A 24,732-nucleotide genomic window follows, 5' to 3' on the forward strand; every position below is an offset into this window, starting at 1 on the left:
AAATGGAAGGTCCTGTATTAGCTCAGCTGCAGTCTACCGCCGCTCGCTTGGCGCGCCGCTCTCCGGGACTGAAAAGCTTCAAATGCTTCTCCCGATTTCCATGAAAAGATGTCCTTAAAGATTGCCGGCAGACATGGGCGGCAAAACATGCGCATGCTTCTTGCTTCTATTTCAGGTTGTATTTCAGGAGGCGGTGTTTAAATTATGCGGCTTGAGGTGGAGGCCGCATCATAGCGCACCCGACCCCGTAACGCCTACGGCAGCGTATAAGCGATCACGTAATCGCCGGGCTTCGTCCCCACCGACCCATGCCCGCCGGCAACCATGACGACATATTGCTTGTTGTCGCTGGCCGTATAGGTCATCGGCGTTGCCTGACCGCCGGCTGGGAGACGCGCTTGCCAGAGTTGGTTGCCGTTGGTGGCGTCGTAGGCACGCAGGTAGTTGTCGACGGCAGCGCCGAGGAAGGCAAGGCCGCCCTTGGTGAGTATCGGCCCGCCGATTCCCGGCACGCCGACCTTGAAGGGTAGCGGCAGCGGCGTCATGTCATGCACGGTGCCGTTCTTGTGCATATAGGCGATCTTGCCGGTCCGGAGATCGACGCCCGCGACATAGCCCCATGGCGGCGCCTGGCAGGGGATTTGGAGTGGGCCGAGGAGCGGTCCCATGAACACGCCATAGGGCGCCCCGTCATTACGGTTCAGGCCCTGCTCGCTGCCCTTTTCGTCCTGTCCGCGCGGGGGAAGCTCGGCGGCCGGAACGAGCCTCGAGGTGAAGGCGAGATAAGTCGGCATGCCGAACATGATCTGCCGCTCCGGATCGACCGCGACGCTGCCCCAGTTGAAAGTGCCGAAATTGCCCGGATAGACGATCGTTCCCTCCACCGAGGGCGGCGTATAGCGGCCCTCGTATTTGTAGCGGTGAAAGGCGATGCGGCAGGCGAGCTGGTCGATGAGCGTAATCCCCCACATGTCCTTCTCCTTCAGCGGATCGGGCGAGAAGCTGAGGTCGGAGATCGGCTGCGTGGGCGCCGTATGGTCCTCGGGGATCGCGCCGCCCGGCGCCGGAATTTCCTTGAAGGGAATGATCGCCTCGCCGTTGCGCCGGTCGAGCACGTAGATGTCGCCCTGCTTCGTCGGGGCGACGAGAGCGGGAACGACGCTGCCGTCCGGCTTCGTCATGTCGAAGAGCACGGGCTGCGCCGGCACGTCCATATCCCAGAGGTCGTGGTGGACGAACTGCTGCACCCATTTCAGCTGGCCCGTATTGATGTCGAGCGCCACGACGGAGGAGGAGAACTTTTCGACATTGGCGCTACGGTTCATCCCGAGTTGGTCCGGCACCTGGTTGCCGAGCGGGATATAGACGGAGCCAAGCCCTTCATCGACACTGAAGACGGACCAGCTGTTCGGCGAGTTGGTGACGTAGGTCTGGCCTTCGGGCAGGGGCGCGGTCTGATCCGGATTGCCGGAATCCCAGTTCCAAAGAAGCGCGCCGGTGTTGATGTCGAAGGCGCGGATGACGCCGGATTGCTCCTGGGTCGAATAGTTGTCGTTGACGGCCCCGCCGATGATTAGCTTGCCGGCGACCGCGACCGGCGGCGAGGTGGAGTAATAATAGCCGGCCGGGTTGTATTTCATGCCGGTCTCCAGATGCAGCACGCCCTTGTCGGCAAAGCTTTCGCAGATTTTGCCGTCGGCTGCATCGAGCGCGATCAGCCGTGCATCGGACGTCGGCAGATAGACCCGTGCGGCGCAGGGCTGGCCGGCCGCGACGGCCGGAACGGCATAGTATGTCACGCCGCGGCAGGTCTGGTGCTGCCGGTCCGGGTTCATGCCGGAATTAGCGTCGTATTTCCATTTCTCCTTCCCCGTCTTGGCGTCGAGCGCGATCGCCCAGTTGTGCGGTGTGCAGAGATAGAGCGTGTCGCCGACTTTGAGCGGCGTCACCTGATAGGTCGTCTCGCCGACATCGTCAGGCCGCTTCACGTCGCCGGTCTGGTACTCCCAGGCGACCTTCAAATCCTTCACATTGTCCTTGTTGATCTGGTCGAGCGGCGAATAGCGCTGGCCGAAAGGCGTACGGCCATACTGATGCCACTCGCCGTCCGGCACATTGCCGCCGAAGGGCGGCGCTGCCGCCACGACCTCGTTGGGAAGATCGCCGGCAAGATCATGCGGATCGGTCGTCATCGAATAACCGGCAACGAGAATGGCGATGATCACCGGCACGGCGAGCGGCCAGGGATTGGCAGGGTAGGGAAGGCCACTCGGGCTCGAAAACCCGAGCGGCCTTCGGATCCACGGCGTCAATAGCCAAAGCCCGAGAAGAATGATCAAGCCGCCGCGCGGCCCGAGCTGCCACCAGTCGAACCCGGCTTCCCACACCGCCCAGATGAGCGCCATGGCAACCAGCACCGCATAGACCCAGAGCGCCATGGCCTTGCGCATGAAAAGCAGCGCTGCGGTGATAACGAACATCAACCCTGCGAACAAATAGAAGACGCTGCCGCCGAGCGTCACGAGCCACACCCCGCCGCCGCTAAGAACCAGTCCGATGACAAGAAAAAGGATGGAAGTAATGACGATCGCCATAAAGCCGGTCTCCCGCTAAGGTGAGCTGGGCATGGTGGGATGGGGACAATTCCGCCGAATCAGCGACTTAGGGCGAAGGGGCTGCCGTTCAATGGTCACATTTGGCGCAGGCAGGCATGGATCGACGGCCTATCACCTCGCATGCACCGCTCCTGGTAGTCCCATCCCCTTCGTCCTCCAGCATTCCCGTGCTTGTCGGAGAGATCAAGCAGCGCCATGTCCCTGGCGCCGAGACTCCTTGTTGTGAGCGGTTTATTTCACGGCGCAGACGCGCTGCGGCGGGGTTTCGTGCGACAAGCATAGAAACAAAAAAAGTGAGGACTACTCATGTTTTCTGAAAGCGCCTGTAGTACCTACTCCTTGGCCTCCCGTGGAGCGTGAAGCAATCGCAAAACCTGGCTTCCCGCTCGCAAGAAGCACGCAGCCGTGGTATGCAACCGCATCATCGGAATCGGATACAGGCGACGAGGTTCAAGATGATTTCTGTTTCCAGGGCGATTGGTGCGGCGGATTTTGAGATTGCCGCGCGATTGTGCGATGCGCTCGCGGCCTGGGATGCGGCCGAGGTGCAGGCCTATGGCGTCGCCGCGGAAGAAGTGCTGGCGATATACCACGGCGAGACGAGCAGCAGCCTGGCCGCGAGATTCAGTTCGACGGACGCCATGATGTTCATCGCCAGATGGGAGGGCTCGCCCGCGGGATGCCTGGCCTTTGCTCCATTCGATGACGCAACCATGGAGATTCGCAAGTTCTACGTCGATCCCGAGTTCCGCGGCAAGGGCATCGGCAGTGCGTTGATGCGAGTGGTCCTGGCTGAAGTCGAAAAAGGCCATTGCCGCGCAATCGTGGCTCACACGACGGTTTATATGGAGAACGCGATCTCGATCTACGAAGCCTTCGACTTCACACGCTGCACGCCGTTCCGCCGGATGCCGGACAGCATCGCGCACACCGAAGTCTTCATGTCGCGGCCGATCTGAACAGGCGCCGCGCGGAGACAAATCACGTCCCGCAAAACGTCTTTAGCACCCGCTCTTCCGGCTTCGGTGGCTCCATGTAGGCTGCAAACATCGGCTGGTCATCGTAGGGCTTGGAAAGAACCGTCAGCAGCGCCTCGAAGAGCGAGAAGTCGCCGTCCTCGGTCGCGGCAACGATCGCCTGCTCGATGCGATGATTGCGCGGAATGAGGGCCGGGTTGACCTTGCACATCGCCTCCGCGCGTTCGGCCGGTGATTGCAGGTCGCGCGACAGCCGCTCGCGCCAGCGTGCCAGCCATTCGCCGCAGGTCTCCGGCTCGCGGAAGCTCGCGGTAAAGGCCGTCTCCGCCGCACCGTCGCCGGCAAGGGCGCAAAGCCGCCGGAAGGCCAGCGTGAAATCCGCCTTTCCGTCCTGCATCAGCGCCAGCAACGACTGAATCAGGTCCAGATCGCCGTCCTCTTCCGAGACGAGGCCAATCTTGCGGCGCATGCCCGAAAGCCAATGTGCCTGGAACCGCTTGCCATAGTCCGTAATGACGTCGTTGGCGCGCTCGACGGCCCTGTCCTGATCCGAATCGATCAGCGGCAGCAGCGTCTCGCCTAGGCGCGCAAGGTTCCATTGTCCGATGCCGGGCTGGTTGGCATAGGCATAGCGACCGTGATGGTCGATCGAGGAGAAGACGGTTGCCGGATCATATGCATCCATGAAGGCGCACGGCCCGAAGTCGATCGTCTCGCCGGAGATTGACATGTTGTCGGTGTTCATCACGCCGTGGATGAAGCCGACATGCAACCAGCGGGCAATCAGCGCCGCCTGCCGCTCGCAGACCGCTTGGTAGAGTGCAAGATATGGGTTTTCGGCAGCCTCCAGCTCTGGATAGTGCCGTTCGATCACATAGTCGGCGAGCGCCTTGATGCCTTCGACATCGCCGCGGGCCGCGAAGAACTGAAAGGTGCCGATGCGGATATGGCTTCCCGCAACGCGGGTGAAGACCGCACCCGGCAGCACCTCTTCGCGATAGACGGGCTGGCCGGTCGAAACTGCGGCGAGCGCCCGTGTCGCCGGGATACCGAGGGCATACATCGCCTCGCTGACGATATATTCGCGAAGCACCGGCCCGAGTGCTGCACGCCCGTCGCCGCGGCGTGAGAACGGTGTCTGTCCCGCGCCCTTCAGCTGGATGTCCTGCCGCTTGCCGTTCCGGTCGATCACCTCGCCGAGCAGGATCGCGCGGCCGTCGCCGAGCAGCGGCACGAAGCCTCCGAACTGGTGCCCGGCATAGGCCATGGCCAGCGGTTCGGCGCCTTCCGGCAGGAGATTGCCGGAAAAGATCGCGGCACCCTCGCGTCTCAGCAAATCCACATCGAGCCCCAGTTGGGCGGCGAGTTCCTCGTTCAGCTTGATCAGCCAGGGCTCCGCCGCCCGCGACGGCTCCTGCAGCGCAAAGAAGTGCTGCGGCAACCGCGCATAGCTGTTGTCGAACGGAAAGGCGCACACGGGCGCAGCTTTTTTAAGAACAGAGGTCATAGGCCATAGGTAGGGCCGCGCCGCTGCGCATGCAAGCGCACGGCAGCGGACACATCTGCCGCCATCGGTCACTGAGCATGCACCGGCCCTGGTTTGTCGGTTCCGGTTGGCTGATCGGCGACATGCGCATGATACCCGTTCGGACCGATGCCGATATCCCGCAACAGGTGACCGTCGAGGCCCTCAAAGGGTATCAGCCCGGCATCGAACAGCTCGAAGGCTTCGTGCTGATGCTTGTGTTTGTGGCGGAAAGCATAGCGCACTGCTTCTTGGAGCAGGTGGCTCGGCCGCCATTGTTGGATCGTAACCATCATTACACCTCATGCGCTCGCTGCCTGCGGCGGTAGGCAGGCTTCGCAGATTGCCATGACATGCCGGTGATCAGTACCGCAGCAGCCGCCCAGCACGCGCAGCTGCGGCATGCTGGACAACAGCCTCCGGTAGCGATTGCCGAAATCGATCGGATCGCCGGCGTCCAGCGTTTCGCTATCGTCGAGCTCGGCATGGCTCATCATCGAGGCATTGGCCCGGATGCCGCAAACACGCTTCACCCAGGCGCTATCATGATCGAGTGCGGCCTCGAAATGCGTCGGGTGCGCGCAGTTGATCATGTAGTAGGCTGGCGCGCCGCCGGTCGCCGCATCCGTCGTTTCGATCGCATCCTGGATGCTGCGCCCGGTCACGAGCCTGCCGTCCGTTTCCACGGTAAAGGAGATCGCCGACGGCATGCCATGGGCCCTGGCGGCGCGGGCAACCCCGATCGCCTCGTCGATACTGGTGAGCGTGAAGGCCGTCACCATGTCCGCCTTTGTCCCGGCGAAAGCCGCGATCTGCTCGCCGTGGTAGTCCTCGGCTTCCGAAGCGTTCATCGCGCCCGCTTTGTAGCCGTCGCCGCGCGGGCCGATTGCGCCGCTGATGACGATCGGCATCTGCGGCCGCTCGTATTCGCCCCTCAGCTCGGCGAGCAATTCGACGGCATCCTCGTTTGCAGTCTTCAGAGCTTGCGGCGAATAGCCGAGCTTGTTGCCCCAGTCGGCGTTGGCGCGCCAGGTCGCCGTGTCGAGCACGAAGCCGGTGCCGTGCTGGCGCGCGATATCGAGATAGCGCCGGTAGTATTCCTTCAGCTTTCGCCGTCCTTCTGGCGAGGCGAGAAGGACGAAGGAAGCGAAATGCGCAAGCTCCATGCCCTCGTGGAAGATCAGCGTGGTTTCCATGCCGCCGTCGGTGATGAATGTGCCGCCGCTTAACTGCGGCAGTCTGTCTCTGTATCTGCTCATCGGTAGCTCCGCCCCTCGTTTGACCGGTCGGATCGATCGGCCATGTGAGATTTCTCCCCCTTTAGAGCCTGCTAAACTAGCCAGCTTGCGGTATACTGGTGGCGATTTCCAAAGTTGCTGTTTGAAATCAAACGGTTGGGAGGATGAGGCGGTAGGGTGTTGCGTTAGGCCGCGATGAAAAACTGTACCGGCGGTACAGGAGGGGTTAATGCGCAAGGGCGAGGAAACGAGAACCCGCATTCTTGATGTGGCGGAGGCGGCCGTACTCCAGAAGGGTTTCGGCGGCACCTCCATCGAGGAGCTGATTGCCGAGACCGGCATCACCAAGAGCGGATTTTTCTATCATTTCAAGGATAAGAACGAACTCGCGAAAGCACTGCTCAACCGCTACATCGAAAACGACGAGCGGATCTATGACGAGATCTTCAGCCGCGCCCGCGACCTTGTGGACGATCCGCTGCAATCCTTCCTGCTCGGCCTCAAGCTTCTGTCCGAACTGCTCTGCGATCTGCCGAACGGCCATCCCGGCTGCCTCGTCGCCACCATCTGCTATTACGAACGGCTCTTCGACCGCGAGATTCGGGAGACGAACAGGAACGCGGTACTCGCTTGGCGCTACCGCTTCCGCGGCATGTTCGAAGAGATCATGGCCGTCTACACGCCGCGCGAGCCGGTTAATATCGACCACCTCGCCGACATGGTATCCTCCGTCCTGGAAGGCGGCATCGTGCTGTCGAAGGCCCTCAAGGAACCGAACACGCTTGCCGAGCAGATCCTGATGCTGAGGACCTTCGTCAAGTTGCTGTTCCAGCCTTTCGTGGAGGTCTCGAGGGCGTAGGCTTAGCGAATGCGGCTACGTGGGGCCATGCGGTGCAGAAGGTCTCGGCGTCTCCACTTTCTCCCTCATCTGTGTGCCTGTCAAAGAGATCCAGCCACGGCGCTTCCGCTCCGTGAATGACGTCGTGTCTGAATGTGGTCTCCCGCGCTGAAGGACTTGGGCGCGCTGGATTCCTGTGACAGGCACAGGAACGAATATGGGATGGGCCTGGTGGCAAAATGCGCGCATCCAGCGGATCCATACCGTCAAGGCGGCGTGCGAGGAGTGACCCTTCGAGGCCCTGCGGCTTCGCCTCAGGCACCTCAGGACGAGGGCCGTGCCCGCGGGCACCGGCGATCAGCCCCCATCCTGAGATGCAAGACCGCAGGGCGCAGCCTCGAAATATTCTACGGTGCGTCTTACCCGCGGTCCTCCATCGCCGCCGCCATCTCGGCGAGCTTGCGCACGGTGTTGAGGTTGCGCGACGTCCCTGCCTTCAGCGCCGGAAGCTTGAGCTTCGATTTTCCGGAGCCGATCGGATAGTGCACGTAGATCTCGCGCCCAGCGACCTTCGCCTCCTCGCCGTCCGGCGCCACCATATTGTCAAGGGCACCCTTGGGGGCAGCCTCGGGCAGGAAGGTCACCAGCAGGAAATTCGGCTTGGCATCGGGAAAGGGCGCCTCGTCGACGATCTTCTGCAACTCCTTGCGGCTGCGGATCATCACGCCCGGCTTCTTGCCGAAATTCCGGGCCAGGGCCTCGTCCAGCCGCCTCTCGAGCGTCGCCCCTGTCTCGTCCGAGCGGAAAAGCACATTACCGCTCTGGATGTAGGTCTCGACGTTATGAAAGCTCAGCCGCTCGCAGATCACCTTGAGCTCCGCCATCGGCAGGGCGCCCGTTCCGCCGACATTCACAGCTCGAAGCAGTGCGACATAGACCGGCATGGGTTTGCTCCTTTCACGAACCTGGTATCCGGGACAGGCGCCACCCCAGCGACCCTCATTCCTGTGCTCGTCACAGGCGTCCAGCGCACCCAGGTCCTTGGGCGCAGGAACTCCATGAGAATAGTTCACTGCGCGAACGCGCCGCGGCTGGGTTCCTGTCACAAGGACCGGAACGAGGAAAGCCAATTCCCGTGCCGTCTCCCGCTCACACCTTCCCAACCACCTTGATTGCAAACGCGTACTCAAACGCGATCTCCTCCAGCCGCTGGAAGCGCCCGGCGGCGCCGCCGTGGCCGGCGTCCATGTTGGTCTTGAGCAGGATCGGCGCTGCGCTTGTGGTCTTGTCGCGGAGCTTGGCGACCCACTTTGCCGGCTCCCAATAGGTGACGCGCGGGTCGGTCAGGCCGCCGAGCGCCAGGATCGGCGGATAGGCCTTCTCGCTCACGTTGTCGTAGGGCGAATAGGACGCGATCTGCTCATAATCCTCGCGGCTCTCGATCGGGTTGCCCCATTCCGGCCATTCCGGCGGCGTCAGCGGCAGGCTGTCGTCGAGCATGGTGTTCAGCACATCGACGAAAGGAACGGCAGCGATGACGCCTGCGAACTTCTCCGGCGCCATGTTGGCGACGGCGCCCATCAGCATGCCGCCTGCCGACCCGCCCTCGGCGACGATCTTCGCGTAAGACGTGAACTTCTGTTGATTCAGATAGTCAGCGGCGGCGATGAAGTCCTTGAACGTATTGGTCTTGAAGGTCATCTTGCCGTTCTCGTACCAGGCAAAGCCCTTGTCCTTGCCGCCGCGGACATGGGCGATGGCGTAGACGAAGCCGCGGTCGGCGAGCGACAGGCAGTTGGTGTTGAAACCGGCCGGAATGCTGATGCCGTAGGCGCCATAGCCATAGAGCAGGCAGGGCGCCGAGCCGTCGAGCGGCGTATCCTTGCGGTAGAGCAGGGTGGCCGGCACCTGCTCACCGTCCCATGCCGGCGCGAAGACGCGCCGCGTGACGTAGTCGTCCGGATTGTGGCCCGAGGGAACCTCCTGTGTCTTCAACAGCGTCCGCTCTCGCGTCGTCATGTTGTAGTCGTAGAGCTGCGAGGGCGTCGTCATCGACGAATAGGAGAAGCGGATGACGTCGGTGTCGTACTCCGCAGCGCCCTGCAATCCGAGCGAATAGGCTTCCTCGGCAAAGGCGATCGCATGTTCCTCGCCGGTCTTGCGATCGCGGATGATAATCTGCGGCAGGCCGTCCTTGCGCTCCAGCCACAGCAGGTGGCGGGCATAGGCCATGTGGTTGATGATCAGCGTTCCGGCCTTGTGTGGTACGACCTCGCGCCAGCTCTCCTTGGCGGGATTGTCAACCGGCGCTTCCATGATCTTGAAATCCTTGGCGCCGCCGTCATTGGTGAGGATGTAGAAGACGTCGCCGCCTTCCGTCAGCGTATATTCGATGCCTTCCTGGCGCTTGGCGACGAGCTTCGGCTCGGCCGTCATATCCTTGGTCGAGAGCAGCCGGTATTCGCTGGTCTCATGGTCGTGAATGTCGATGAAGATGAAATCATCGAGCAGCGAGCCGCCGACGCTCATGAAGAAGCCGGCATCCTTTTCCTCGTAGACGAGCCGGTCCTCACTCTGCGGCGTGCCGATGAAGTGGTGGAACACCTTGGAGGGGCGGTGGTTCTCGTCGAGCGCCGAATAGAAGAAGCTCTTGCCGTCCGGCGCCCAGACCCCGCCGCCGCCGGTGTTCTCGATCACGTCGGGCATGTCTTGTCCGGTCGCAAGGTCGCGCACCCTCAGCGTGAAGAATTCCGATCCCCTGTCGTCATAGCCCCAGATGGCGCGGCTGTGATCGGTCGAGTGGTCGAGGCCGGCGAGCCGAAAATAGGATTTGCCGACCGCCTCTTTGTCGCCGTTGAGCAGAACGGTTCGGATCGTCTCGTCCTTGACGTCGCCGTCGCGCGGGATCCGGAAATAGCGCGGCTGCTCGCCGCCGGTCACGAAGAAGGTGCCGTAGGCGTGAGCGCCGTTCTTCATCGGCACCGAGCTGTCGTCCTCCTTGATGCGGCCGCGCATCTCGGCAAAAAGCGTCTTCTGCAGCGGCTTGGTATCTTCCATTGCCACGTTCATATAGGCGTTTTCCGCCTCCAGGTGCCTGCGGATTTCGGGGTCGAGGATCGACGGATCCTTGAACATCGCCTGCCAGTTATCGGCGCGCAGCCAGGCATAATCGTCCGACCGGGTAATGCCGTGGCGTGCATCGGAAACGGGCTTCTTGGCGGCAGAAGGCGGGGTCGGCAGGTTCTTGAAAACAGACAAGGAAAGGCTCCGGATCGGAATTGCGGGGTGGAGAAGAGATAGAGGTGGAGGCGGGCTGGATCAAGCGCCAAGGCAGGCGCGAGAACCCCTGCGGCAAATCGGAGTCTTCCTCTCGTTGCCTTGATGTGACCACATTGTTTAACAAAGTCCGCTACCGTCGCGCGGAATTTACGCTTCGTTTTGGCTTAGGCTGAGGCCATAGACCGGGCGGATTCTGCCATAAGCATAAAGAGGAATTTGCCCGCAATGCCGAAATGTCTGGTCCTGTCCGTGTGTCTCGTCAGCTTTGCCTCCTGCGCCTTCGCCGTCGATCCCGCCATCAAGAAGCAGCTGGAAAAACTCGATCCCGCCACCCGCCTCGAACAGAGCTGCGACACCGAAGCGATGAGCCGCATCAACAAGGACAAGACCGGCTTCAAACCGGACAAGGTGATCGCCTACACCTTCAAGGACCCGATCCCCAGCGACGACAAGCTCGAAGCCCCCGGAGCCGTCTTCCGCAGCCAGGGCGACTGGTACCACCTCTCCTACACCTGCATCACCGGTCCGCAGCACATCAACGTGCGCGAACTGCAATACGAGATCGGCGAGAAAGTGCCGCGGGAAAAGTGGAGCACATATTATTTGTATGATTGAGATGTGGCGCGGCCTTTTGCGCGGTCTTTACGCCTTGCTTTCTCATTCCTGTGCCAGCGACAGGAATGAGAAAGCAAGGGAAGGCTCTCGATGCTGAAAGGATATTGGGAGGATGAGGCGTTGAGCGGCCAGTCTCACCCCATCACTTCGGCAATTGCGGCAGCAATTTCTCCTCGATGAAGAGTTCATCGACAATCGTCATGACGATCAGCGAGAGCGGCAGAGCGAGCATGGCGCCAACGGCACCCCACATCCATGTCCAGAAGATGATGGCGACGAAGACGAGGAAGGGATTGATTTCCAGCCGACGGCCCATGACGGCGGGGAACACCAGATTTTCCATGACAAGGTGCACGATGAAGAAGGCGGCCGCCGGCAGGAGGCCGATGATGATGCCGTTATGGGTGAGGATGCCCGCGACCGCGATGGAAAACGTCATCATGGTGATGCCGAGATAGGGAATGAAGCTCGAAAGGAAGGCGAAGAAGCCCCAGAGCGCCGGCGCTGAGAGCCCGCCCGCCCAGGCAATCATCGCCATGACGACGCCGAGCGCCGCATAGATGACCGAGGCGGTTGCGAAATAAAAGCCCAGCACCCGCTCGACGGAGCTGATGACGCGGATGGCCGTGAGCCGCTGCTGGCGGGTGCGGAAGGTCAGGATGATCGTCTTGCGCAGGTTGACGCGCCCGGAGAGAAAAAGCAGCAGGGCGGCGAAGAATATCAGCGCCTGCACGAGCGCCGGCGTCAGGTTTGTCGTCACCACATGCAGCACGTTGCCGGTGTTTTCGAGCAGCGCATTAATCGAGATCGGCCCGCTCTGGAGGCTTGCGGGGGTAATGCGCAACCAACGTATCTGCTCCAGATAGGGCATGATCCGGTTGATCGTCCTTTCGATGAACGCCGGAGCTTCGTTGGTCAGCGTCGTCAAAGGCCCGGAAAGCGAGCTGACGACGAAGAAGATGACCAGCGCAACGGCGCTTGAAAGGATGATGGCAACGGTGACGCGCGGTACGCCGAGCTTGCTCAATTTTTCCGCCGCCATGCCGAGGATCATGCCTACCACTACGGCGAGCGTGATGGGGATCAGGATCAGCGACATCTGGTAGAGAACGGCAAGGCCAAGGATCGCGAAAATCCCGATCATCGCCCAGGCCATGCTGACGTCGAGCGCATCCTTGTGGACGCGGTGCGCCGGCACCTGCGGCATCTCCTCCGTCGCGGTGGTCAGTGCGTCTTCCCATGCGCTCGTCCGCCGCTCGCCGATTGCGATTTTCTTTGCTTGTTTCCGGATGCCGTTGGCAAAGCCCATCTATGGAATGTCCCCGAAAGCCTCATTGGCTCGAAACGGAAACGCACGGAATGCGTGTTTGGTTCCCGGCAGGCTGGCGTGCCGAGGGATACTCAGTTTGGGCAAATTGACAATCGCGCGGCCTACTCGGAATAGTTTTGCGGGCTGGACTTTCCTCGGTGGAAATGGAGGGTGACATTGCGCGAACCCGATAGGCAGAAACTCGACAAATTGGTCGAACGGCTGGTCGGCGATGTCGGAGCTGCGGTCTCCGGCGCGCTCGTCGTGCTCGGCGATGATCTCGGTCTGTTCAAGGCTCTGGCGGACGGCGTGCCGCGGGATGTGGCGCGGCTTGCAAAGGAGACCGGGCTGAAGGAGCGCTATCTGCGCGAATGGCTCTCGGCGATGGCCGCGGCCGATTACATAACCTATGACGACGGGACGGACCGCTTCCATCTCACGCCCGAGCAGGCGATGGTGTTTGCACAAGAAGACAGCCCCGCCTTCTTCGCCGGCGCGTTCCAGGTGACGCAGTCCATGTGGATGGACGAGCCGAAGATCGCCGAAGCCTTCCGCAGCGGACGGGGCGTCGGCTGGCACGAACATAGTGTCTGCCTCTTCCGCGGCACCGAACGCTTCTTCCGGCCCGGCTACAACACGCATCTGGTTTCAAGCTGGATACCGGCGCTGAATGGCGTTGAGGCAAAGCTCAAGGTTGGTGCCAGGGTCGCCGATGTCGGCTGCGGCCATGGTGCGTCGACAATCCTGATGGCGCAGGCCTATCCTGCCTCGCGATTCTTCGGCTTCGATTATCATGCCCCCTCGATCGAGAAAGCCAGGGCCGCGGCCGAGGAGGCAGGTGTCGGCGACCGCGTCACCTTCGAGCAGGCCACTGCGGCCGAATTTCCCCCGCAGGGATATGACATGGTCGCAATGTTCGATTGCCTGCACGACATGGGAGATCCGGTCGGTGCCGGCCGTCATGTCAAGGAAACGCTGGCGCCCGGCGGCACCTGGCTGATCGTCGAGCCATTTGCCCACGACAATCTGAAGGACAACCTCAATCCGGTCGGACGCGTCTATTACGGCGCTTCGACAATGATCTGCACCCCGGCGTCGCTGTCGCAGGAGGTTGGCCTCGGCCTTGGCGCCCAGGCGGGCGAGATGAGGCTCAGGAAAGTGGCGCTCGACGCCGGCTTCTCGCATTTCCGCCGGGCGAGGGAAACGCCGTTCAACATGGTGTTCGAGGCGCGGGCGTAGCGGCTCGAAGGATTGGGGGACCGACCATTGCCTCAAGCCGAAAGCGTCAGCCCGATGCCCCACGGATCCTTGAAGAACACGCCGCCGTCGCGCTTTGCGCTGTCGATCTCCAGCCGGTCGAGTGCCGCCACCGCATTGTCGAGCGCCGCCTTGTCGTTGAAGCGTAGGGTGTAGTCGGAAAGGCCGGTCATACCGTCGGCGCGAGTGCCGGCGCCGCGGCTGTTCCAGATGTTGGCGGCGATGTGATGGTGGTAGCCCCCAGTTGCAAAGAAGCTCGCGCCGGGATAGCGCGCCATCAGCTTCAGGCCGAGGACGTCGCGATAGAAGGCATCGGCTTGCGGAATGTCGCCGACCTGCAGATGGATATGCCCGATCGCCGTGCCGTCGGCCATGCCGCCCCAGGTATCCTCGGGCGCACTGTCGTAGAGCGCCTGCAGATCGAGGCGCATCGTTGCCATTTCGACCTGGCCGTCCTGGTGGAAATGCCAGGCCTCGTGCGGCCGGTCGGCGTAAATCTCGATGCCATTGCCTTCTGGATCGGAGAGATAGATGGCTTCGCTGACGAGATGATCGGAGGCGCCGTCGAGCACGACATCGTTATGGGCCGCATGGCGCAGCCAGCGGGCAAGTTCCGTGCGGTTCGGCATCAGGAAGGCGGTGTGAAAGAGGCCGGCCGCATTGCGCGGCGCGATCGTCGCCTTGCTGTCCGTCGTCAGCATCAAGAGCGGCAGCCCGTTCACACCGAGCACCTCGCCGCTCGGCGCCTTCTCGATCACCTTGAGGCCGAGCATCGACTGATAAAAGCTCGAGACCAGCGAAAGGTCGGTAACGGCCAGATGCGACTGGCCGACATAGGCAGGCCGCGTCAGCGCATAAGAGGTTTCGCTCGTCATTTGTTTATCTCCTGCCTTGGAAGGGAAAGGCGCGCCGGCGGCGGCAGCGAAAGCGCTGCCCGTAGCAAGCTCGAGGAATGTTCGCCGGTCCATCACGCCTTCACGTCCTCTCGAGCCGCTGTACTTGTAGTCTATATGGCGGATTCCGATTGTTCACAGAAGATCAGTTTTTGAGGATAAAGCGTTGAGCGAATGTTGACGATCGCTTGTGCCCACTTGAACCTGTCCATCGCGCGTTATCTTCTATTGTAGGTAAGCCCGCTGTGGAGGAAACCATGTACAAGAAGATCATCGTCCCTATCGAGATGGGTACGGTCGAGAGGGGGGAAAGGGCATTCCGCAAGGCTGCGACGCTGCTTGATGCGGGCGGTGAGATCATCCTGCTCAATGTCGTGCAGGACGTGCCGACCTATATCGCCGTCGACCTACCGGCTGAACTGATCGACAATGCGATCGATGATGGACGCGCGCAGCTGGAGCAACTGCGGCTGAAGACCGGAATTCCGGCGAAGGTGGAGATCGGCCGTGGCCCGCCGGCGCACGGCATACTCGCCGCCGCCGAGGCGCACCACGCCGACCTCATTATCATCGCCTCGCATGTTCCGGATTTCTCGAACTATTTCATCGGTGCGACCGCTGACCGGGTGGTACGCCACGCCAAATGCTCGGTGCTGGTGGATCGGTAAGGATTAAAGCGTTTCATGAAGTTTTACCGCGCGCGGTGCTGCCGGCTGTTGCGCCGCCGGCCGTTCAGTGAGAGCATCGGTAAGGGTCGAGGAATGGGTGCGTATTCATGGGCGAGTTCAACGGCATTCGCTGGGCTTACGACAGATATGAGCTGATCGCCGACGGCATCGTGCACGGCGTTGGCCTTGCGCTTGCGCTCGTGGGTGCGACCGTGCTGATCTTCTATGCGATGGTCTGGAGCTCCTACGGCGAGATCGCGGCCGCCTGGATTTACGGCATCGGCCTTGTGCTGACACTCGGCATTTCCTTTTCCTACAATGCCTGGCCGGTCTCGCCCACCAAATGGTACCTGCGCAGGCTCGATCATTCGGCGATCTTCATCCTGATCGCCGCGACCTATACGCCCTTCCTCGAACGCGGTGCCGACGACCCGCTGCTCTTCGCCATGCTGATTGCCATCTGGGCGATGGCGGCCGCCGGCATCTACCTGAAATGCGCCTTTCCGGGGCGCTACGACAAGCTGACGATCCTGCTCTATCTCGCCATGGGCTGGAGCGGCATTCTCGTTGCCGGGCCGGTCGCCTCGCGCATTCCCTTCGCTTCGATGCTTTTGATCGTCATCGGCGGCATCATCTATTCGGCAGGTGTGATTTTCCACGTCTGGGAAAAGCTGCGCTTCCAGAACGCCATCTGGCATGGCTTCGTGGTTGCTGCCGCAGCGGTACATTATTCGGCGGTACTCACCTGCTTCAGCATGGGCGCTGCCAGGCTCTGATCGTTCTTTCTTCGCGCCAATTCGCGGTTTACATCGCCGAAGGCCAGGCGTATGCGCTTGGGCGAACGAACCGGAATGGACATGACATGACCGACGCCGTCCTCGTGCGCGACGCCACCGAAGCCGATCTTGCGGCGATCCGCGACATCTACAACCACGCCGTCGAACACACGACGGCGATCTGGAACGAAACCCTTGTTGATCTCGAAAACCGCGCAGAATGGTTCCGGGCGCGCAAGGCGAGGGGCTTTCCGGTTCTGGTCGCGGAAAAGGCGGGGCAGGTCGCGGGTTACGCCACCTACGGCGACTGGCGGGCCTTCGACGGCTATCGCCATACGGCCGAGCACTCCGTCTATGTCGACAAGGACTGCCGCGGCGGCGGCATCGGAAAGCTTTTGATGCAGGCGCTTATCGAGAAGGCCAAAGAGAACGGCGTTCACGTCATGATCGCCGGCATCGAGTCGGAAAACGTCGCCTCGATCCGCCTGCACGAAAAGCTCGGCTTCCGCATCGCCGGCACCTTCTCCGAGGTCGGCACCAAGTTCGGCCGCTGGCTCGATCTCACCTGCATGGAACTCAGGGTTTCGAAGTGACCGCCTCGCCGTTCAAGCGGGCATCTGGCACTTCAATCGCAGGCAAGGGAGCGGCAAACGAGGTATCGCTGTCTTGCGCTAACCTCATGCCCTGACGGGCACAGGTGGTCGATCGTTTCCCTTTCCGGAAAATAGCTGGCGGTGGTGATGAGCCCCCGTATATTGCCTATTTCCCCGGCTCGAACACCATCGAATGTCCGTTGATGCAGTAGCGCAGGCCCGTCGGCGGCGGGCCATCGGGGAAGACGTGGCCGAGATGTGCATCGCATCTGCTGCAGCGGATCTCCGTACGGACCATGCCGTAGGAGCTGTCGCGATGCTCTGTCACGCCATCCGGCGAGACCGGTTCGAAATAGCTCGGCCAGCCGCAGCCGGCATCGAATTTGGTATCGGAGCGGAAGAGCGGAGCGTTACAGCCGACGCAGCGGTAGAGGCCGGTCTCGAAGCTGTCCCAGTAGGGGCCGGTAAAGGCGCGTTCCGTGCCGTGCTGGCGCGTGATGCGGTATTGCTCCGGCGTCAGCTGCTCTTTCCATTCTGCATCCGTCTTGCGGACTTTGGCGGTCGTGGTGTCGGACATAAGGCATGCTCCTTTCGCGCCGGAGGGGCGGTTCCGTCTTGGCCAGAATGTGGGGCGCAAGACAAGCCGGATCAAGGCAGGACGGATTAGCCCGGCAATCAGGTTCTATCGCGGGCCTTCGAAATATCCGCCCAAGGCTCATCCAGTGTGCATCCGCGATTTCGCGCAAAGGCTGCGGCGTAGCGGACGGCCCCTCGAGGAGAGGGCAGGGTAAGGGCAATCGGCGAAATGCCCGGCCTATAGCTAATCCGAATTGATGGTTTGATCCCGACCGCGCCGTTAACGTACTCTTAGCCATGGCGGCTGATGCCAGGCGGGGGATATGGACGTGTTCATCGTTGTTCTACCGTGGGCCTATTGCCTTGTGGCTGTGCTCTTTCTGACGATGACTTTGCTGGAAGGCTGGGCCAACCACGATGGTTGGACGTTGGCCCGCCTCGCAGGCGCGGTGGCATGCATTCTCTGGCCGCTGACGGTAGTTGTCCTGCTGTTTCACATGTTTGCGTCTGCCGCTACGCTCCGCCAGGCCTGATCGGTCCTGCCTCCGATCATTCATCCAAACCTTCTCCGAAAATGCTTGAGGGCGCTTGCCGATTACCCTAAGTTCGCGCCAACGCATCACTTTCTGGCAATGAGGAGGGGACATGGCCGGTGTCACTGGTCTGACATTTTTGGCCTTGTGCCTGCCGCTTCTCGGCGCCTTGCTTTCCCCTTTCGTCATTCGCCGGCTCGGCGCAAGCGGCGCCTGGCTGCTGGCTGCCGTGCCGTTCCTGTCGTTCCTGCACTTCCTCCGCTTCATATCAGGCGTCGCCCGTGGCGAGGTGGTGACCGGCGGATATTCCTGGGTGCCGAGCTACAATCTGAGCTTCTCTTGGTTTCTCGACGGCCTGTCGCTCACCTTTGCGCTGCTGATTACCGGCATCGGCACGCTGATCGTGCTTTATGCCGGCGGCTACCTGAAGGGGCATCCGCAGCAGGGGCGCTTCTTCTCCTTTATCTTCCTGTTCATGGGTGCGATGCTCGGCGTCGTCGTCTCGGACAGTTTCCTGATGTTCTTCATCTTTTGGGAGCTGACCTCGATCACCTCCTTCCTGCTGATCGGCTTCGACCATGAGCGGGAGGCGGCACGACGGGCGGCACTTCAAGCACTGGTGGTGACCGGCGGTGGCGGGCTTTGCCTGCTGGCCGGCCTGCTCTTTCTCTGGAACATCACCGGCGTCACGCAGATGTCGCTGCTTTCGCCCTTCGGCGATGTCGTCCGCGGCAGCCCGTTTTATCTGGCAACGCTCGGTCTCGTGCTGTGCGGCGCCTTTACCAAATCGGCGCAGTTTCCATTTCACTTCTGGCTGCCGAACGCCATGGAGGCGCCGACGCCGGTATCGGCCTACCTGCATTCCGCAACCATGGTTAAGGCCGGCGTATATCTCCTGATGCGGCTGAACCCGGTGATGGGCGGCACACCGGCCTGGGAAATCCTGCTGCCGTTCTTCGGCGGCATGACCCTGGTTGCCGGTTCGGCGCTCGCCATTGCCCATGCCGACCTGAAGCTGAAGCTCGCCTATACGACGGTTTCTTCGCTCGGCCTTCTCGTCCTGCTAACCGGTTTCGGTTCGGAATACGCAATCGAAGCCGCGGTGCTTTACCTGGTGGCGCACTCGCTCTTCAAGGGTGCACTCTTCATGATAGCAGGCGTCCTCGACCACGAGACGGGCACCCGCGATATCACGAAGCTCGGCGGTTTGCTGAGCGCCATGCCGCTGACCTTTGCAATTGCGATGCTCGCCGCGATCTCGATGGGCGGCCTTCCGCCCTTCTTCGGCTTCCTCGCCAAGGAGGAGATCTACGCTGCGCTCGCCGGCGGCAACCTGCGCTCGCTGGTCTTCACCGCGGTCGCGATCTTCGGCAATGCGCTGATGTTTGCAATTGCCTTTTCGGTCGGCCTGAAACCCTTCGTCGGTCAGGCGGCCGAAACCCCGAAACATCCCAACGAGGCGCCCGTCCTGCTCTGGCTCGGTCCCGGCATTCTGGCAGCGCTGGGCCTTGCTCTCGCGCTCTTTTCCGGCATCACGCATCACTACATATCGTCTCCGATGGCTTCGGCCGTTCAGGGCGATGCGATCGACGTTGCGATCTCGCCGATGCCGCATCTGGGCCTTCCGCTCGCGCTTTCGGTATTGACCGTCATCCTTGGCGTTGCGGTCTATTGGAAGATTGAGCTGGCCCGGGCGCTGATGGTGTCGTTCTTGCAGGCGGCAGGGCCGGGGCCGGACCGCGGCTTCGATAGCTTTATCGCCGGGCTCGTCCGCCTTGCCTGGCGCGTCACCCGCATCGTCCAGCCGGGACGGCTGGAAATCTACGTGACCTGCACCTTTGTCTGCCTCGCCTTGATACTCCTCGTGCCGCCGCTGCTTTACGGCGAACTGCCGTCGTTTCCCGTCTGGCCGCGCGGCGTCCAGCTCCATGAATGGGCGATCTTCCTGCTCGCCGTGATCGGCCTTGCGGCAGTGCTTTGCGCCCGCGACCGGCTGACGGCAATCATCTCGCTTGGCATCCAGGGCTTTTCCGTGGCGTTGATCTTCCTGCTCTTCGGGGCGCCCGATCTTTCCTTCACGCAGTTCATGGTCGAGACGCTGTCCGTCGTCATCCTGGCGCTCGTCATGACGAGGCTTCGCCTCTCGCCGACCGACCCGCGTCCGCTGCTTCAGCGGCTTGGCGACGGCTCGATCGCGCTTGCCTGCGGCCTCGGCTTTGCGCTGCTTCTGATGCGGGCGACGGAGGGGCCGTTCAATGCGGCGCTGACGGATTTCTTCAACACCTATTCGAAAACCATTGCCCACGGCGCCAATGTCGTGAACGTCATCATCGTCGATTTCCGCGGCACCGACACCCTCGGCGAGATCGCCGTTGTCGCCATCACCGGCCTCGCCATCATCGCACTGATCCGCATGCGGGCAGGGGGAGAGCGGAAGCTGGTCGCGCCTGATCCGGACCGAGTGGAGGTGGCGGAGTGAAAGGCGTTTGTTTCCATCTCGGAGGTTTAAAGTCCGGCAGGTTTGGAGCGCCAGGTGATGTTGTCTGGAGACGACATTGCCTCAACCGCCATCATTGCCGTGCCCGTCACAGGAACCATGCAAAAGGCGGTTCATTCACGGCGCAGGCGCGCCGAGGCCTCGATCCTGCGACGAGCACAGGAATGAGGGGATCTTGGGATGAGCGCTGTTGGCAAAGCGCACGCATTCAGCGGGATTCAGATCGCCAGGGTGGCGCACGAGGAGGTGGTGCTTCGAGAATGAGGGCGGGTGATGAGGTAGGGTTGTCCTTGCGTGCCCCATCGACTGACTTGATGGGCAAAGAAGGTAGCCTCGTCCGACGATTGCCGCCAAGCGGAGCACCCACCCGATGAACACTCTCATCTTCCGCACCATCGCCCCCTTCCTCGTCGCACTCATGCTGCTCTTTTCGGTTTTCATCCTGCTGCGCGGCCACAACGAGCCGGGCGGGGGCTTCATCGGCGGGCTTATCGCCGCTTCGGCACTGGCGATCTACGGCATCGCGGCCGGCGTGCCGGCTGTGCGCCGGGCAATCCTCTTTCATCCGCTGTCGATCGCCGGTGCCGGGCTGATGATGTCGGCGGTCGCCGGCCTGGTCTCGATTGCCGCAGCCGTGCCTTTCATGACCGGCCTTTGGGTCTATCCTTCAATCCTTGGCGTCGAGGTGCCGCTCTCGACGGTCATGCTCTTCGATATCGGCGTCTATTTCGTTGTCGTCGGCGCGATCACCGCCATTGCGCTAGCCCTTGAGGAAAGGGAGGTGGAGTGATGGAGCCGCTTTTTGCGATCCTCGTCGGCCTGTTCTTTTCTGCCGCCATCTACCTGCTGCTGTCGAAATTCTCGATCCGCATCATGCTCGGTATCGCGATCCTTGGAAACGCCGTGAACCTCCTGCTCTTTACCGCCGGGCGCCTGACGCGCGAGGTGCCGCCGATCATTCCGGCGGGCCTCGACGCGCTGCCCGCCGGTGCAGCCAACCCGCTGCCGCAAGCCCTCATCCTGACGGCGATCGTGATCTCCTTCTCTTTCCTCGCCTTCCTGCTGGTGCTGACCTACCGGGCCTATCAGGACATCGGCACGGACAACACCGACGAGATGCGCGTCGCCGAGCCCGACGATCCGCCGCTTCCGCCAGTGGGGTATTGAGATGAGGATGGTGCGGATGATACCCCCCCTCCGTCCTGCCGGCCATCGCCCCCACAGGGAGGGAGATCGGCTGGTGGCGCTGGCTTTTTCCATTGGGGCTGCCGCGTGTTCAGCCTTCTTGCCGGCGGGCAGAAGCGGCCCGGAAGGATCGGATGAGGGGGTAGACCTGGCATATGGTATCCGTCGCTTGCGCTCCCGACGCTTGCGGCCTGCGCCGTTCACCTTCCTCGTCGCCTTGCTCCGCGCGGCACTAATCCTTGCCGGAGAGAAGGGGAGGAAGCTTTAAATGGCCGCCCCCATCGGCACCGACCTTTCCGCCGCGTTCCTCACCGCACCCGTTCCCCCAAGCAATTGGCTGGTGATCTTGCCGGTTGTGCATTGCATCGTGCTCGGCGCGCTGATGCTGATGCTTCGCGCCCATGTCCGCCTGCATGCGTTGATCGCCGTCCTCGGCCTGGCGGCCTTGGTGCTGGTCGACGCGGTGTTGTTGAAACGGGTGATCGACGATGGCCCAGTCACGATGGTGATGGGGCGCTGGTTGCCGCCTTTCGGCATTGCCTTCACCGTCGACCTCTTCGGCGCGCTGATGGCGCTTGCAGCCGCGATCGCGGCGCTTGTGAGCAGCCTCTATGCTCTCACCGACATCGACGCGGGCGGGCGGCGCTTCGGCTTCTTCCCGTTCCTGATGCTCCTGATGGCAGGCGTGTCCGGGGTGTTTCTCACCGGCGACATTTTTAACCTCTATGTCTGGTTCGAGGTGTTGCTGATCTCGTCCTTCGGCCTGCTGATCCTTGGATCCGAGCGCGAGCAGATCGACGGTGCCATGAAATATGCGGTGCTGAACCTGATCGGCACGACGCTCTTTCTGATTGCGGTCGGCTACCTCTACGCGATCTTCGGCACGCTCAACATGGCCGACATCGCCCTGAAGGCCGCGGGCCTGCGCGATACCGCGCCGCTGATGACGTTGGCTGCCCTCTTCCTTTTTGCCTTCGCCATGAAGGCCGCCGCTTTCCCGGTAAACTTCTGGCTGCCGGCCTCCTATCATACGCCGCGCATCGTCGTCTCCGCGCTCTTTGCCGGTCTGCTCACCAAGGTCGGCATCTACGCGTTGATCCGGGTGGTGGTGATGCTGCTGCCGGTGGAGCGCGAGGCGCTGAGCCTGATGATCGCGCTTGTCGGCGCCGCAACCGTCCTCATGGGCGCACTCGGCGCGCTGGCGCAAACCGATATCCGCCGCATGCTCGGCTACGTCGTCATTTCCGGCATCGGCAACATGCTTGCCGGTATCGCGATCGGCACGCCGGGTGGCGTCAGCGGCTCGGTCTTTTACGCGCTGCATTCCGTCATGCTGATGATGGCGCTCTACCTCTTGGCGGGGCAGGCGGCCCGCCTCGGGGGCAGCTTCCAGCTCAGCGCGCTTGGCGGGCTCTATCGCGAGTGCGGCTGGTTTGCCGCCGTCTCGCTCATCCTCTTCCTCGCCGCCTGCGGCCTGCCGCCGTTTTCCGGCTTCTGGCCGAAGGTCATCCTCGTCAAGGCAGCGCTCGATATCGGCGCATGGTGGCTTGCCGCCGCCCTTTTGGCCGGCGGGTTCCTGACGACCATCTGTTTCGGCCGCGTCTTCCTGCTCGCCTACTGGCGCCCGGCGCCGGCGCCTGTCGAGGCGGTCGCGATCGGCTGGCAATCGGCGCTGCCGCTTCTGGCGCTGACCGCACTCGTCACCGGTTTCGGCATCGCGCCGGAGCCGTTGCTGTCGCTGGTGCAGGCGGCCGCCGGAAGCCTCGCCGATCCGGGCGCCTACATCCATTCTGTCTTCCCGGAAGGAGCGGCGCAATGATCGCCTTCCTCGTCAATCTGCTGCTTGCCATTGCCTGGGTTGCCGTTTCCGGCAGCGCCTCGCTGCACAATCTTGTTTTCGGCTTCGTTCTCGGGGCCGTCGCTTTGGCGATCGTGCGCGAGCCTTTCGGCAGCAAGGGCTATCTTCACCGCACGCGCCTTGTCCTGTCACTCGCGCTGCTTTTCTTGAAGGAACTGGCGCTTTCGGCTTGGACCGTCGCGCGGACGGTGCTGCGGCCGAGGATGGAGATCCGGCCCGGCATCTTTGCCTTTCCGCTGACCGTCGATCGTGATCTCGAGATCACGCTGCTTGCCAATCTCATCACGCTGACGCCCGGCACGCTCTCAGTCGATGTTTCGGAGGACCGCAGGACGCTTTATGTCCACGCGCTCGACTGCGCCGACCCGGAAGCGACGAAGCGCGCCATTGCGAGCGGCTTCGAACGCAAGATCATGGAGGCTTTCCGATGATTGCGCCGTTTACGCTTGTTTCGGCCGCCGCCGCGGTCACGCTTGCGATCCTCGGGATCGCCTTCGTGCTCACCGCCTATCGCGTGATCATCGGACCGACGCTGCCGGACCGCATTCTCGCTCTGGATACGCTGACCGGCATTGCCATCGGCTTCATCGCGGTGATCGCCGTCAAGACGCGCTTTGCGCTTTACATCGATATCGCGATCGCACTGAGCCTCGTCGGCTTTCTCGCGACGGTTGCCTTCGCCCGCTTCGTCCTGTCGCGCCGTGGCCCCGGAGCCAGGCCGCCGCCGGCCAGGCAAGAACAGGCAGCGGCGCCGGCGCCGGGCGATACGGAAGGGAAGGCACGATAATGGAACACGTTATCGCCGCGGCAACCGCCCTCACGATGCTTGCCGGTGCGTTTTTCGCGCTCTCGGCGGCGATCGGCGTCGTCCGGTTGCCGGACCTTTACTCGCGTATGCATGCAGCCTCCAAGGCGGGTTCCGTCGGCTCCGGCTTGCTGCTGCTTGCCGCCGGCCTTTATTCCGGCGAACTTGCGATTTTCGCGCGCGCTGCCGCAGGCGTCGTCTTTCTGCTGCTGACTGCCCCGGTCGCAGCGCACCTTTTGGCCAAGGCGGCGCATGAAACGGGGCATAAATTGTGGGAACTCTCGGTTCGCGACGACATGGAGGGCCGATGAGAGTATAATTTTCAGCGATTTAGCTCGTTTTACGCAAGTTATGCACGCGATTGTGAACTAAAGCCGCAGCCTTGCTTGCGAAATCTTAGTGTTTTGAACTTTTTAAGTAGAAAAACCGCAAATAAGAATTGGACTTTCGGTAAAACAGTGATAATTGAAGTGTAAGTAGAGTTCTGATTTCGAATTAGAATCGTTTCGCCTATTCCATCTCTAGCTTTGATTTCGAATGTCTAATGAAGGCTATGGTCGAAGAGTGCGGCGATTGTGATTCGTATTCGGGCAGTATTAGAACAGGTTTCGGTCTCAAGAATCTAGGGGTGGATTCGCGTTTTTAGGACATGATGCCGCTGTCTGGGCCTTTTACTGTTTGCCTCTACGAAGGCG

At 61.9% G+C, this 24,732-nt stretch carries 24 protein-coding genes; 15 read left to right on the forward strand and 9 right to left on the reverse strand.

Annotated features, from left to right (window positions below; translation table 11 throughout):
• Nucleotides 1–254: 254 nt before the first annotated feature.
• The gene (locus tag RGR602_RS05680) at nucleotides 255–2,594 is read right to left on the reverse strand and encodes a glucose/quinate/shikimate family membrane-bound PQQ-dependent dehydrogenase (RefSeq protein WP_039844309.1); all 2,340 of its coding nucleotides are present in this window, start codon (nucleotides 2,592–2,594) and stop codon (nucleotides 255–257) included.
• A gap of 377 nt (nucleotides 2,595–2,971) precedes the next feature.
• On the opposite strand from RGR602_RS05680, the gene RGR602_RS05685 reads away from it, so the two are divergent.
• On the forward strand, nucleotides 2,972–3,574 hold the full coding sequence (locus RGR602_RS05685; RefSeq protein ID WP_223843975.1) for a GNAT family N-acetyltransferase: 603 nt from the start codon (nucleotides 2,972–2,974) through the stop codon (nucleotides 3,572–3,574).
• Nucleotides 3,575–3,596: 22 nt separating this feature from the next.
• Here the strand turns inward: RGR602_RS05685 and RGR602_RS05690 are convergent, their stop codons facing one another.
• The 3 genes from RGR602_RS05690 to RGR602_RS05700 all read right to left on the reverse strand — a co-directional run bounded on the left by RGR602_RS05690 (nucleotide 3,597) and on the right by RGR602_RS05700 (nucleotide 6,376).
• Nucleotides 3,597–5,099 carry a protein adenylyltransferase SelO gene (locus RGR602_RS05690; protein ID WP_039844310.1) on the reverse strand — a complete coding sequence of 501 codons (1,503 nt, stop codon included), beginning with the start codon at nucleotides 5,097–5,099 and terminating at the stop codon, nucleotides 3,597–3,599.
• A gap of 68 nt (nucleotides 5,100–5,167) precedes the next feature.
• A complete protein-coding gene (locus tag RGR602_RS05695) occupies nucleotides 5,168–5,413 on the reverse strand; it encodes a hypothetical protein (protein WP_039844311.1) in 246 nt (81 codons plus the stop codon).
• A 6-nt stretch (nucleotides 5,414–5,419) separates the two neighbouring features.
• Nucleotides 5,420–6,376, reverse strand: coding sequence for a homocysteine S-methyltransferase family protein (locus tag RGR602_RS05700; protein WP_039844312.1), 957 nt, complete (start codon nucleotides 6,374–6,376; stop codon nucleotides 5,420–5,422).
• 208 nt (nucleotides 6,377–6,584) lie between these two features.
• Between RGR602_RS05700 and RGR602_RS05705 the strand changes: the two genes are divergently transcribed.
• Nucleotides 6,585–7,214, forward strand: a complete 630-nt coding sequence (locus RGR602_RS05705; RefSeq protein ID WP_039844313.1) for a TetR/AcrR family transcriptional regulator — start codon at nucleotides 6,585–6,587, stop codon at nucleotides 7,212–7,214.
• 398 nt (nucleotides 7,215–7,612) lie between these two features.
• Here the strand turns inward: RGR602_RS05705 and RGR602_RS05710 are convergent, their stop codons facing one another.
• Together RGR602_RS05710 and RGR602_RS05715 are read right to left on the reverse strand one after the other, a co-directional pair.
• Nucleotides 7,613–8,137 carry a DUF1697 domain-containing protein gene (locus tag RGR602_RS05710; protein ID WP_039844314.1) on the reverse strand — a complete coding sequence of 175 codons (525 nt, stop codon included), beginning with the start codon at nucleotides 8,135–8,137 and terminating at the stop codon, nucleotides 7,613–7,615.
• A 205-nt stretch (nucleotides 8,138–8,342) separates the two neighbouring features.
• Nucleotides 8,343–10,451, reverse strand: a complete 2,109-nt coding sequence (locus RGR602_RS05715; RefSeq protein WP_039844315.1) for a S9 family peptidase — start codon at nucleotides 10,449–10,451, stop codon at nucleotides 8,343–8,345.
• 246 nt (nucleotides 10,452–10,697) lie between these two features.
• Between RGR602_RS05715 and RGR602_RS05720 the strand changes: the two genes are divergently transcribed.
• Complete coding sequence (locus tag RGR602_RS05720) at nucleotides 10,698–11,087, forward strand: DUF930 domain-containing protein (protein WP_039844316.1); 390 nt, start codon at nucleotides 10,698–10,700, stop codon at nucleotides 11,085–11,087.
• 142 nt (nucleotides 11,088–11,229) lie between these two features.
• Here RGR602_RS05720 and RGR602_RS05725 read toward each other — a convergent pair whose 3' ends face one another.
• Nucleotides 11,230–12,396: an AI-2E family transporter gene (locus RGR602_RS05725; protein ID WP_039844317.1), complete on the reverse strand. Its 1,167-nt coding sequence runs from the start codon at nucleotides 12,394–12,396 to the stop codon at nucleotides 11,230–11,232.
• A 177-nt stretch (nucleotides 12,397–12,573) separates the two neighbouring features.
• On the opposite strand from RGR602_RS05725, the gene RGR602_RS05730 reads away from it, so the two are divergent.
• A complete protein-coding gene (locus tag RGR602_RS05730; protein WP_039846673.1) occupies nucleotides 12,574–13,635 on the forward strand; it encodes a class I SAM-dependent methyltransferase in 1,062 nt (353 codons plus the stop codon).
• A gap of 32 nt (nucleotides 13,636–13,667) precedes the next feature.
• Here the strand turns inward: RGR602_RS05730 and RGR602_RS05735 are convergent, their stop codons facing one another.
• Nucleotides 13,668–14,528, reverse strand: coding sequence for a VOC family protein (locus tag RGR602_RS05735; RefSeq protein ID WP_039846674.1), 861 nt, complete (start codon nucleotides 14,526–14,528; stop codon nucleotides 13,668–13,670).
• A gap of 275 nt (nucleotides 14,529–14,803) precedes the next feature.
• On the opposite strand from RGR602_RS05735, the gene RGR602_RS05740 reads away from it, so the two are divergent.
• The 3 genes from RGR602_RS05740 (at nucleotide 14,804) to RGR602_RS05750 (ending at nucleotide 16,583) form a co-directional block, all read left to right on the forward strand.
• Entirely contained in the window at nucleotides 14,804–15,214 is a 411-nt protein-coding gene (locus RGR602_RS05740) for a universal stress protein (RefSeq protein WP_039844318.1), read from the forward strand.
• Between the two features lie 107 nt (nucleotides 15,215–15,321).
• Nucleotides 15,322–15,990: a PAQR family membrane homeostasis protein TrhA gene (gene trhA / locus RGR602_RS05745; protein WP_039844319.1), complete on the forward strand. Its 669-nt coding sequence runs from the start codon at nucleotides 15,322–15,324 to the stop codon at nucleotides 15,988–15,990.
• Between the two features lie 86 nt (nucleotides 15,991–16,076).
• On the forward strand, nucleotides 16,077–16,583 hold the full coding sequence (locus RGR602_RS05750) for a GNAT family N-acetyltransferase (RefSeq protein ID WP_039844320.1): 507 nt from the start codon (nucleotides 16,077–16,079) through the stop codon (nucleotides 16,581–16,583).
• A gap of 166 nt (nucleotides 16,584–16,749) precedes the next feature.
• Here the strand turns inward: RGR602_RS05750 and msrB are convergent, their stop codons facing one another.
• Nucleotides 16,750–17,160: a peptide-methionine (R)-S-oxide reductase MsrB gene (gene msrB, locus RGR602_RS05755; protein WP_039844321.1), complete on the reverse strand. Its 411-nt coding sequence runs from the start codon at nucleotides 17,158–17,160 to the stop codon at nucleotides 16,750–16,752.
• Between the two features lie 328 nt (nucleotides 17,161–17,488).
• Here msrB and RGR602_RS05760 point away from each other — a divergent pair, with 328 nt between their 5' ends.
• From RGR602_RS05760 to mnhG, 8 genes are all read left to right on the forward strand, one after another.
• On the forward strand, nucleotides 17,489–17,692 hold the full coding sequence (locus RGR602_RS05760; protein WP_318299899.1) for a hypothetical protein: 204 nt from the start codon (nucleotides 17,489–17,491) through the stop codon (nucleotides 17,690–17,692).
• A 112-nt stretch (nucleotides 17,693–17,804) separates the two neighbouring features.
• Nucleotides 17,805–20,171, forward strand: coding sequence for a putative monovalent cation/H+ antiporter subunit A (locus RGR602_RS05765; RefSeq protein ID WP_039844323.1), 2,367 nt, complete (start codon nucleotides 17,805–17,807; stop codon nucleotides 20,169–20,171).
• Nucleotides 20,172–20,559: 388 nt separating this feature from the next.
• Nucleotides 20,560–20,979 (forward strand): Na+/H+ antiporter subunit B, encoded by a 420-nt coding sequence (locus RGR602_RS05770; RefSeq protein ID WP_039844324.1) that lies wholly within the window; start codon nucleotides 20,560–20,562, stop codon nucleotides 20,977–20,979.
• Nucleotides 20,979–21,356, forward strand: coding sequence for a Na+/H+ antiporter subunit C (locus tag RGR602_RS05775; protein WP_039844325.1), 378 nt, complete (start codon nucleotides 20,979–20,981; stop codon nucleotides 21,354–21,356). Before RGR602_RS05770 ends, RGR602_RS05775 begins: the two co-directional genes overlap by 1 nt.
• A 286-nt stretch (nucleotides 21,357–21,642) precedes the next feature.
• On the forward strand, nucleotides 21,643–23,193 hold the full coding sequence (locus RGR602_RS05785; RefSeq protein ID WP_039844327.1) for a Na+/H+ antiporter subunit D: 1,551 nt from the start codon (nucleotides 21,643–21,645) through the stop codon (nucleotides 23,191–23,193).
• Nucleotides 23,190–23,663 carry a Na+/H+ antiporter subunit E gene (locus RGR602_RS05790; RefSeq protein WP_039844328.1) on the forward strand — a complete coding sequence of 158 codons (474 nt, stop codon included), beginning with the start codon at nucleotides 23,190–23,192 and terminating at the stop codon, nucleotides 23,661–23,663. Before RGR602_RS05785 ends, RGR602_RS05790 begins: the two co-directional genes overlap by 4 nt.
• Complete coding sequence (locus tag RGR602_RS05795) at nucleotides 23,660–24,019, forward strand: cation:proton antiporter (RefSeq protein WP_039844329.1); 360 nt, start codon at nucleotides 23,660–23,662, stop codon at nucleotides 24,017–24,019. The genes RGR602_RS05790 and RGR602_RS05795 overlap by 4 nt, the downstream gene beginning before the upstream one ends.
• Nucleotides 24,019–24,348 (forward strand): monovalent cation/H(+) antiporter subunit G, encoded by a 330-nt coding sequence (gene mnhG, locus RGR602_RS05800; RefSeq protein ID WP_170250762.1) that lies wholly within the window; start codon nucleotides 24,019–24,021, stop codon nucleotides 24,346–24,348. The genes RGR602_RS05795 and mnhG overlap by 1 nt, the downstream gene beginning before the upstream one ends.
• Nucleotides 24,349–24,732 lie beyond the last annotated feature (384 nt).

This window comes from Rhizobium gallicum bv. gallicum R602sp, assembly GCF_000816845.1.
GTDB lineage: Bacteria > Pseudomonadota > Alphaproteobacteria > Rhizobiales > Rhizobiaceae > Rhizobium > Rhizobium gallicum.

Excerpts from the sequence above, each read along its gene's own strand:
- RGR602_RS05785 (WP_039844327.1), top strand. The coding sequence starts at position 21,643 with ATGGCCGCCCCCATCGGCACCGACCTTTCCGCCGCGTTCCTCACCGCA.
- RGR602_RS05710 (WP_039844314.1), bottom strand. The coding sequence starts at position 8,137 with ATGCCGGTCTATGTCGCACTGCTTCGAGCTGTGAATGTCGGCGGAACG.
- RGR602_RS05680 (WP_039844309.1), bottom strand. The coding sequence starts at position 2,594 with ATGGCGATCGTCATTACTTCCATCCTTTTTCTTGTCATCGGACTGGTT.
- RGR602_RS05790 (WP_039844328.1), top strand. The coding sequence starts at position 23,190 with ATGATCGCCTTCCTCGTCAATCTGCTGCTTGCCATTGCCTGGGTTGCC.
- RGR602_RS05735 (WP_039846674.1), bottom strand. The coding sequence starts at position 14,528 with ATGACGAGCGAAACCTCTTATGCGCTGACGCGGCCTGCCTATGTCGGC.
- RGR602_RS05795 (WP_039844329.1), top strand. The coding sequence starts at position 23,660 with ATGATTGCGCCGTTTACGCTTGTTTCGGCCGCCGCCGCGGTCACGCTT.
- trhA (WP_039844319.1), top strand. The coding sequence starts at position 15,322 with ATGGGCGAGTTCAACGGCATTCGCTGGGCTTACGACAGATATGAGCTG.
- RGR602_RS05720 (WP_039844316.1), top strand. The coding sequence starts at position 10,698 with ATGCCGAAATGTCTGGTCCTGTCCGTGTGTCTCGTCAGCTTTGCCTCC.
- RGR602_RS05695 (WP_039844311.1), bottom strand. The coding sequence starts at position 5,413 with ATGATGGTTACGATCCAACAATGGCGGCCGAGCCACCTGCTCCAAGAA.
- RGR602_RS05740 (WP_039844318.1), top strand. The coding sequence starts at position 14,804 with ATGTACAAGAAGATCATCGTCCCTATCGAGATGGGTACGGTCGAGAGG.
- msrB (WP_039844321.1), bottom strand. The coding sequence starts at position 17,160 with ATGTCCGACACCACGACCGCCAAAGTCCGCAAGACGGATGCAGAATGG.
- RGR602_RS05725 (WP_039844317.1), bottom strand. The coding sequence starts at position 12,396 with ATGGGCTTTGCCAACGGCATCCGGAAACAAGCAAAGAAAATCGCAATC.
- RGR602_RS05750 (WP_039844320.1), top strand. The coding sequence starts at position 16,077 with ATGACCGACGCCGTCCTCGTGCGCGACGCCACCGAAGCCGATCTTGCG.
- RGR602_RS05705 (WP_039844313.1), top strand. The coding sequence starts at position 6,585 with ATGCGCAAGGGCGAGGAAACGAGAACCCGCATTCTTGATGTGGCGGAG.
- RGR602_RS05775 (WP_039844325.1), top strand. The coding sequence starts at position 20,979 with ATGGAGCCGCTTTTTGCGATCCTCGTCGGCCTGTTCTTTTCTGCCGCC.
- RGR602_RS05690 (WP_039844310.1), bottom strand. The coding sequence starts at position 5,099 with ATGACCTCTGTTCTTAAAAAAGCTGCGCCCGTGTGCGCCTTTCCGTTC.
- RGR602_RS05770 (WP_039844324.1), top strand. The coding sequence starts at position 20,560 with ATGAACACTCTCATCTTCCGCACCATCGCCCCCTTCCTCGTCGCACTC.
- RGR602_RS05765 (WP_039844323.1), top strand. The coding sequence starts at position 17,805 with ATGGCCGGTGTCACTGGTCTGACATTTTTGGCCTTGTGCCTGCCGCTT.
- RGR602_RS05700 (WP_039844312.1), bottom strand. The coding sequence starts at position 6,376 with ATGAGCAGATACAGAGACAGACTGCCGCAGTTAAGCGGCGGCACATTC.
- mnhG (WP_170250762.1), top strand. The coding sequence starts at position 24,019 with ATGGAACACGTTATCGCCGCGGCAACCGCCCTCACGATGCTTGCCGGT.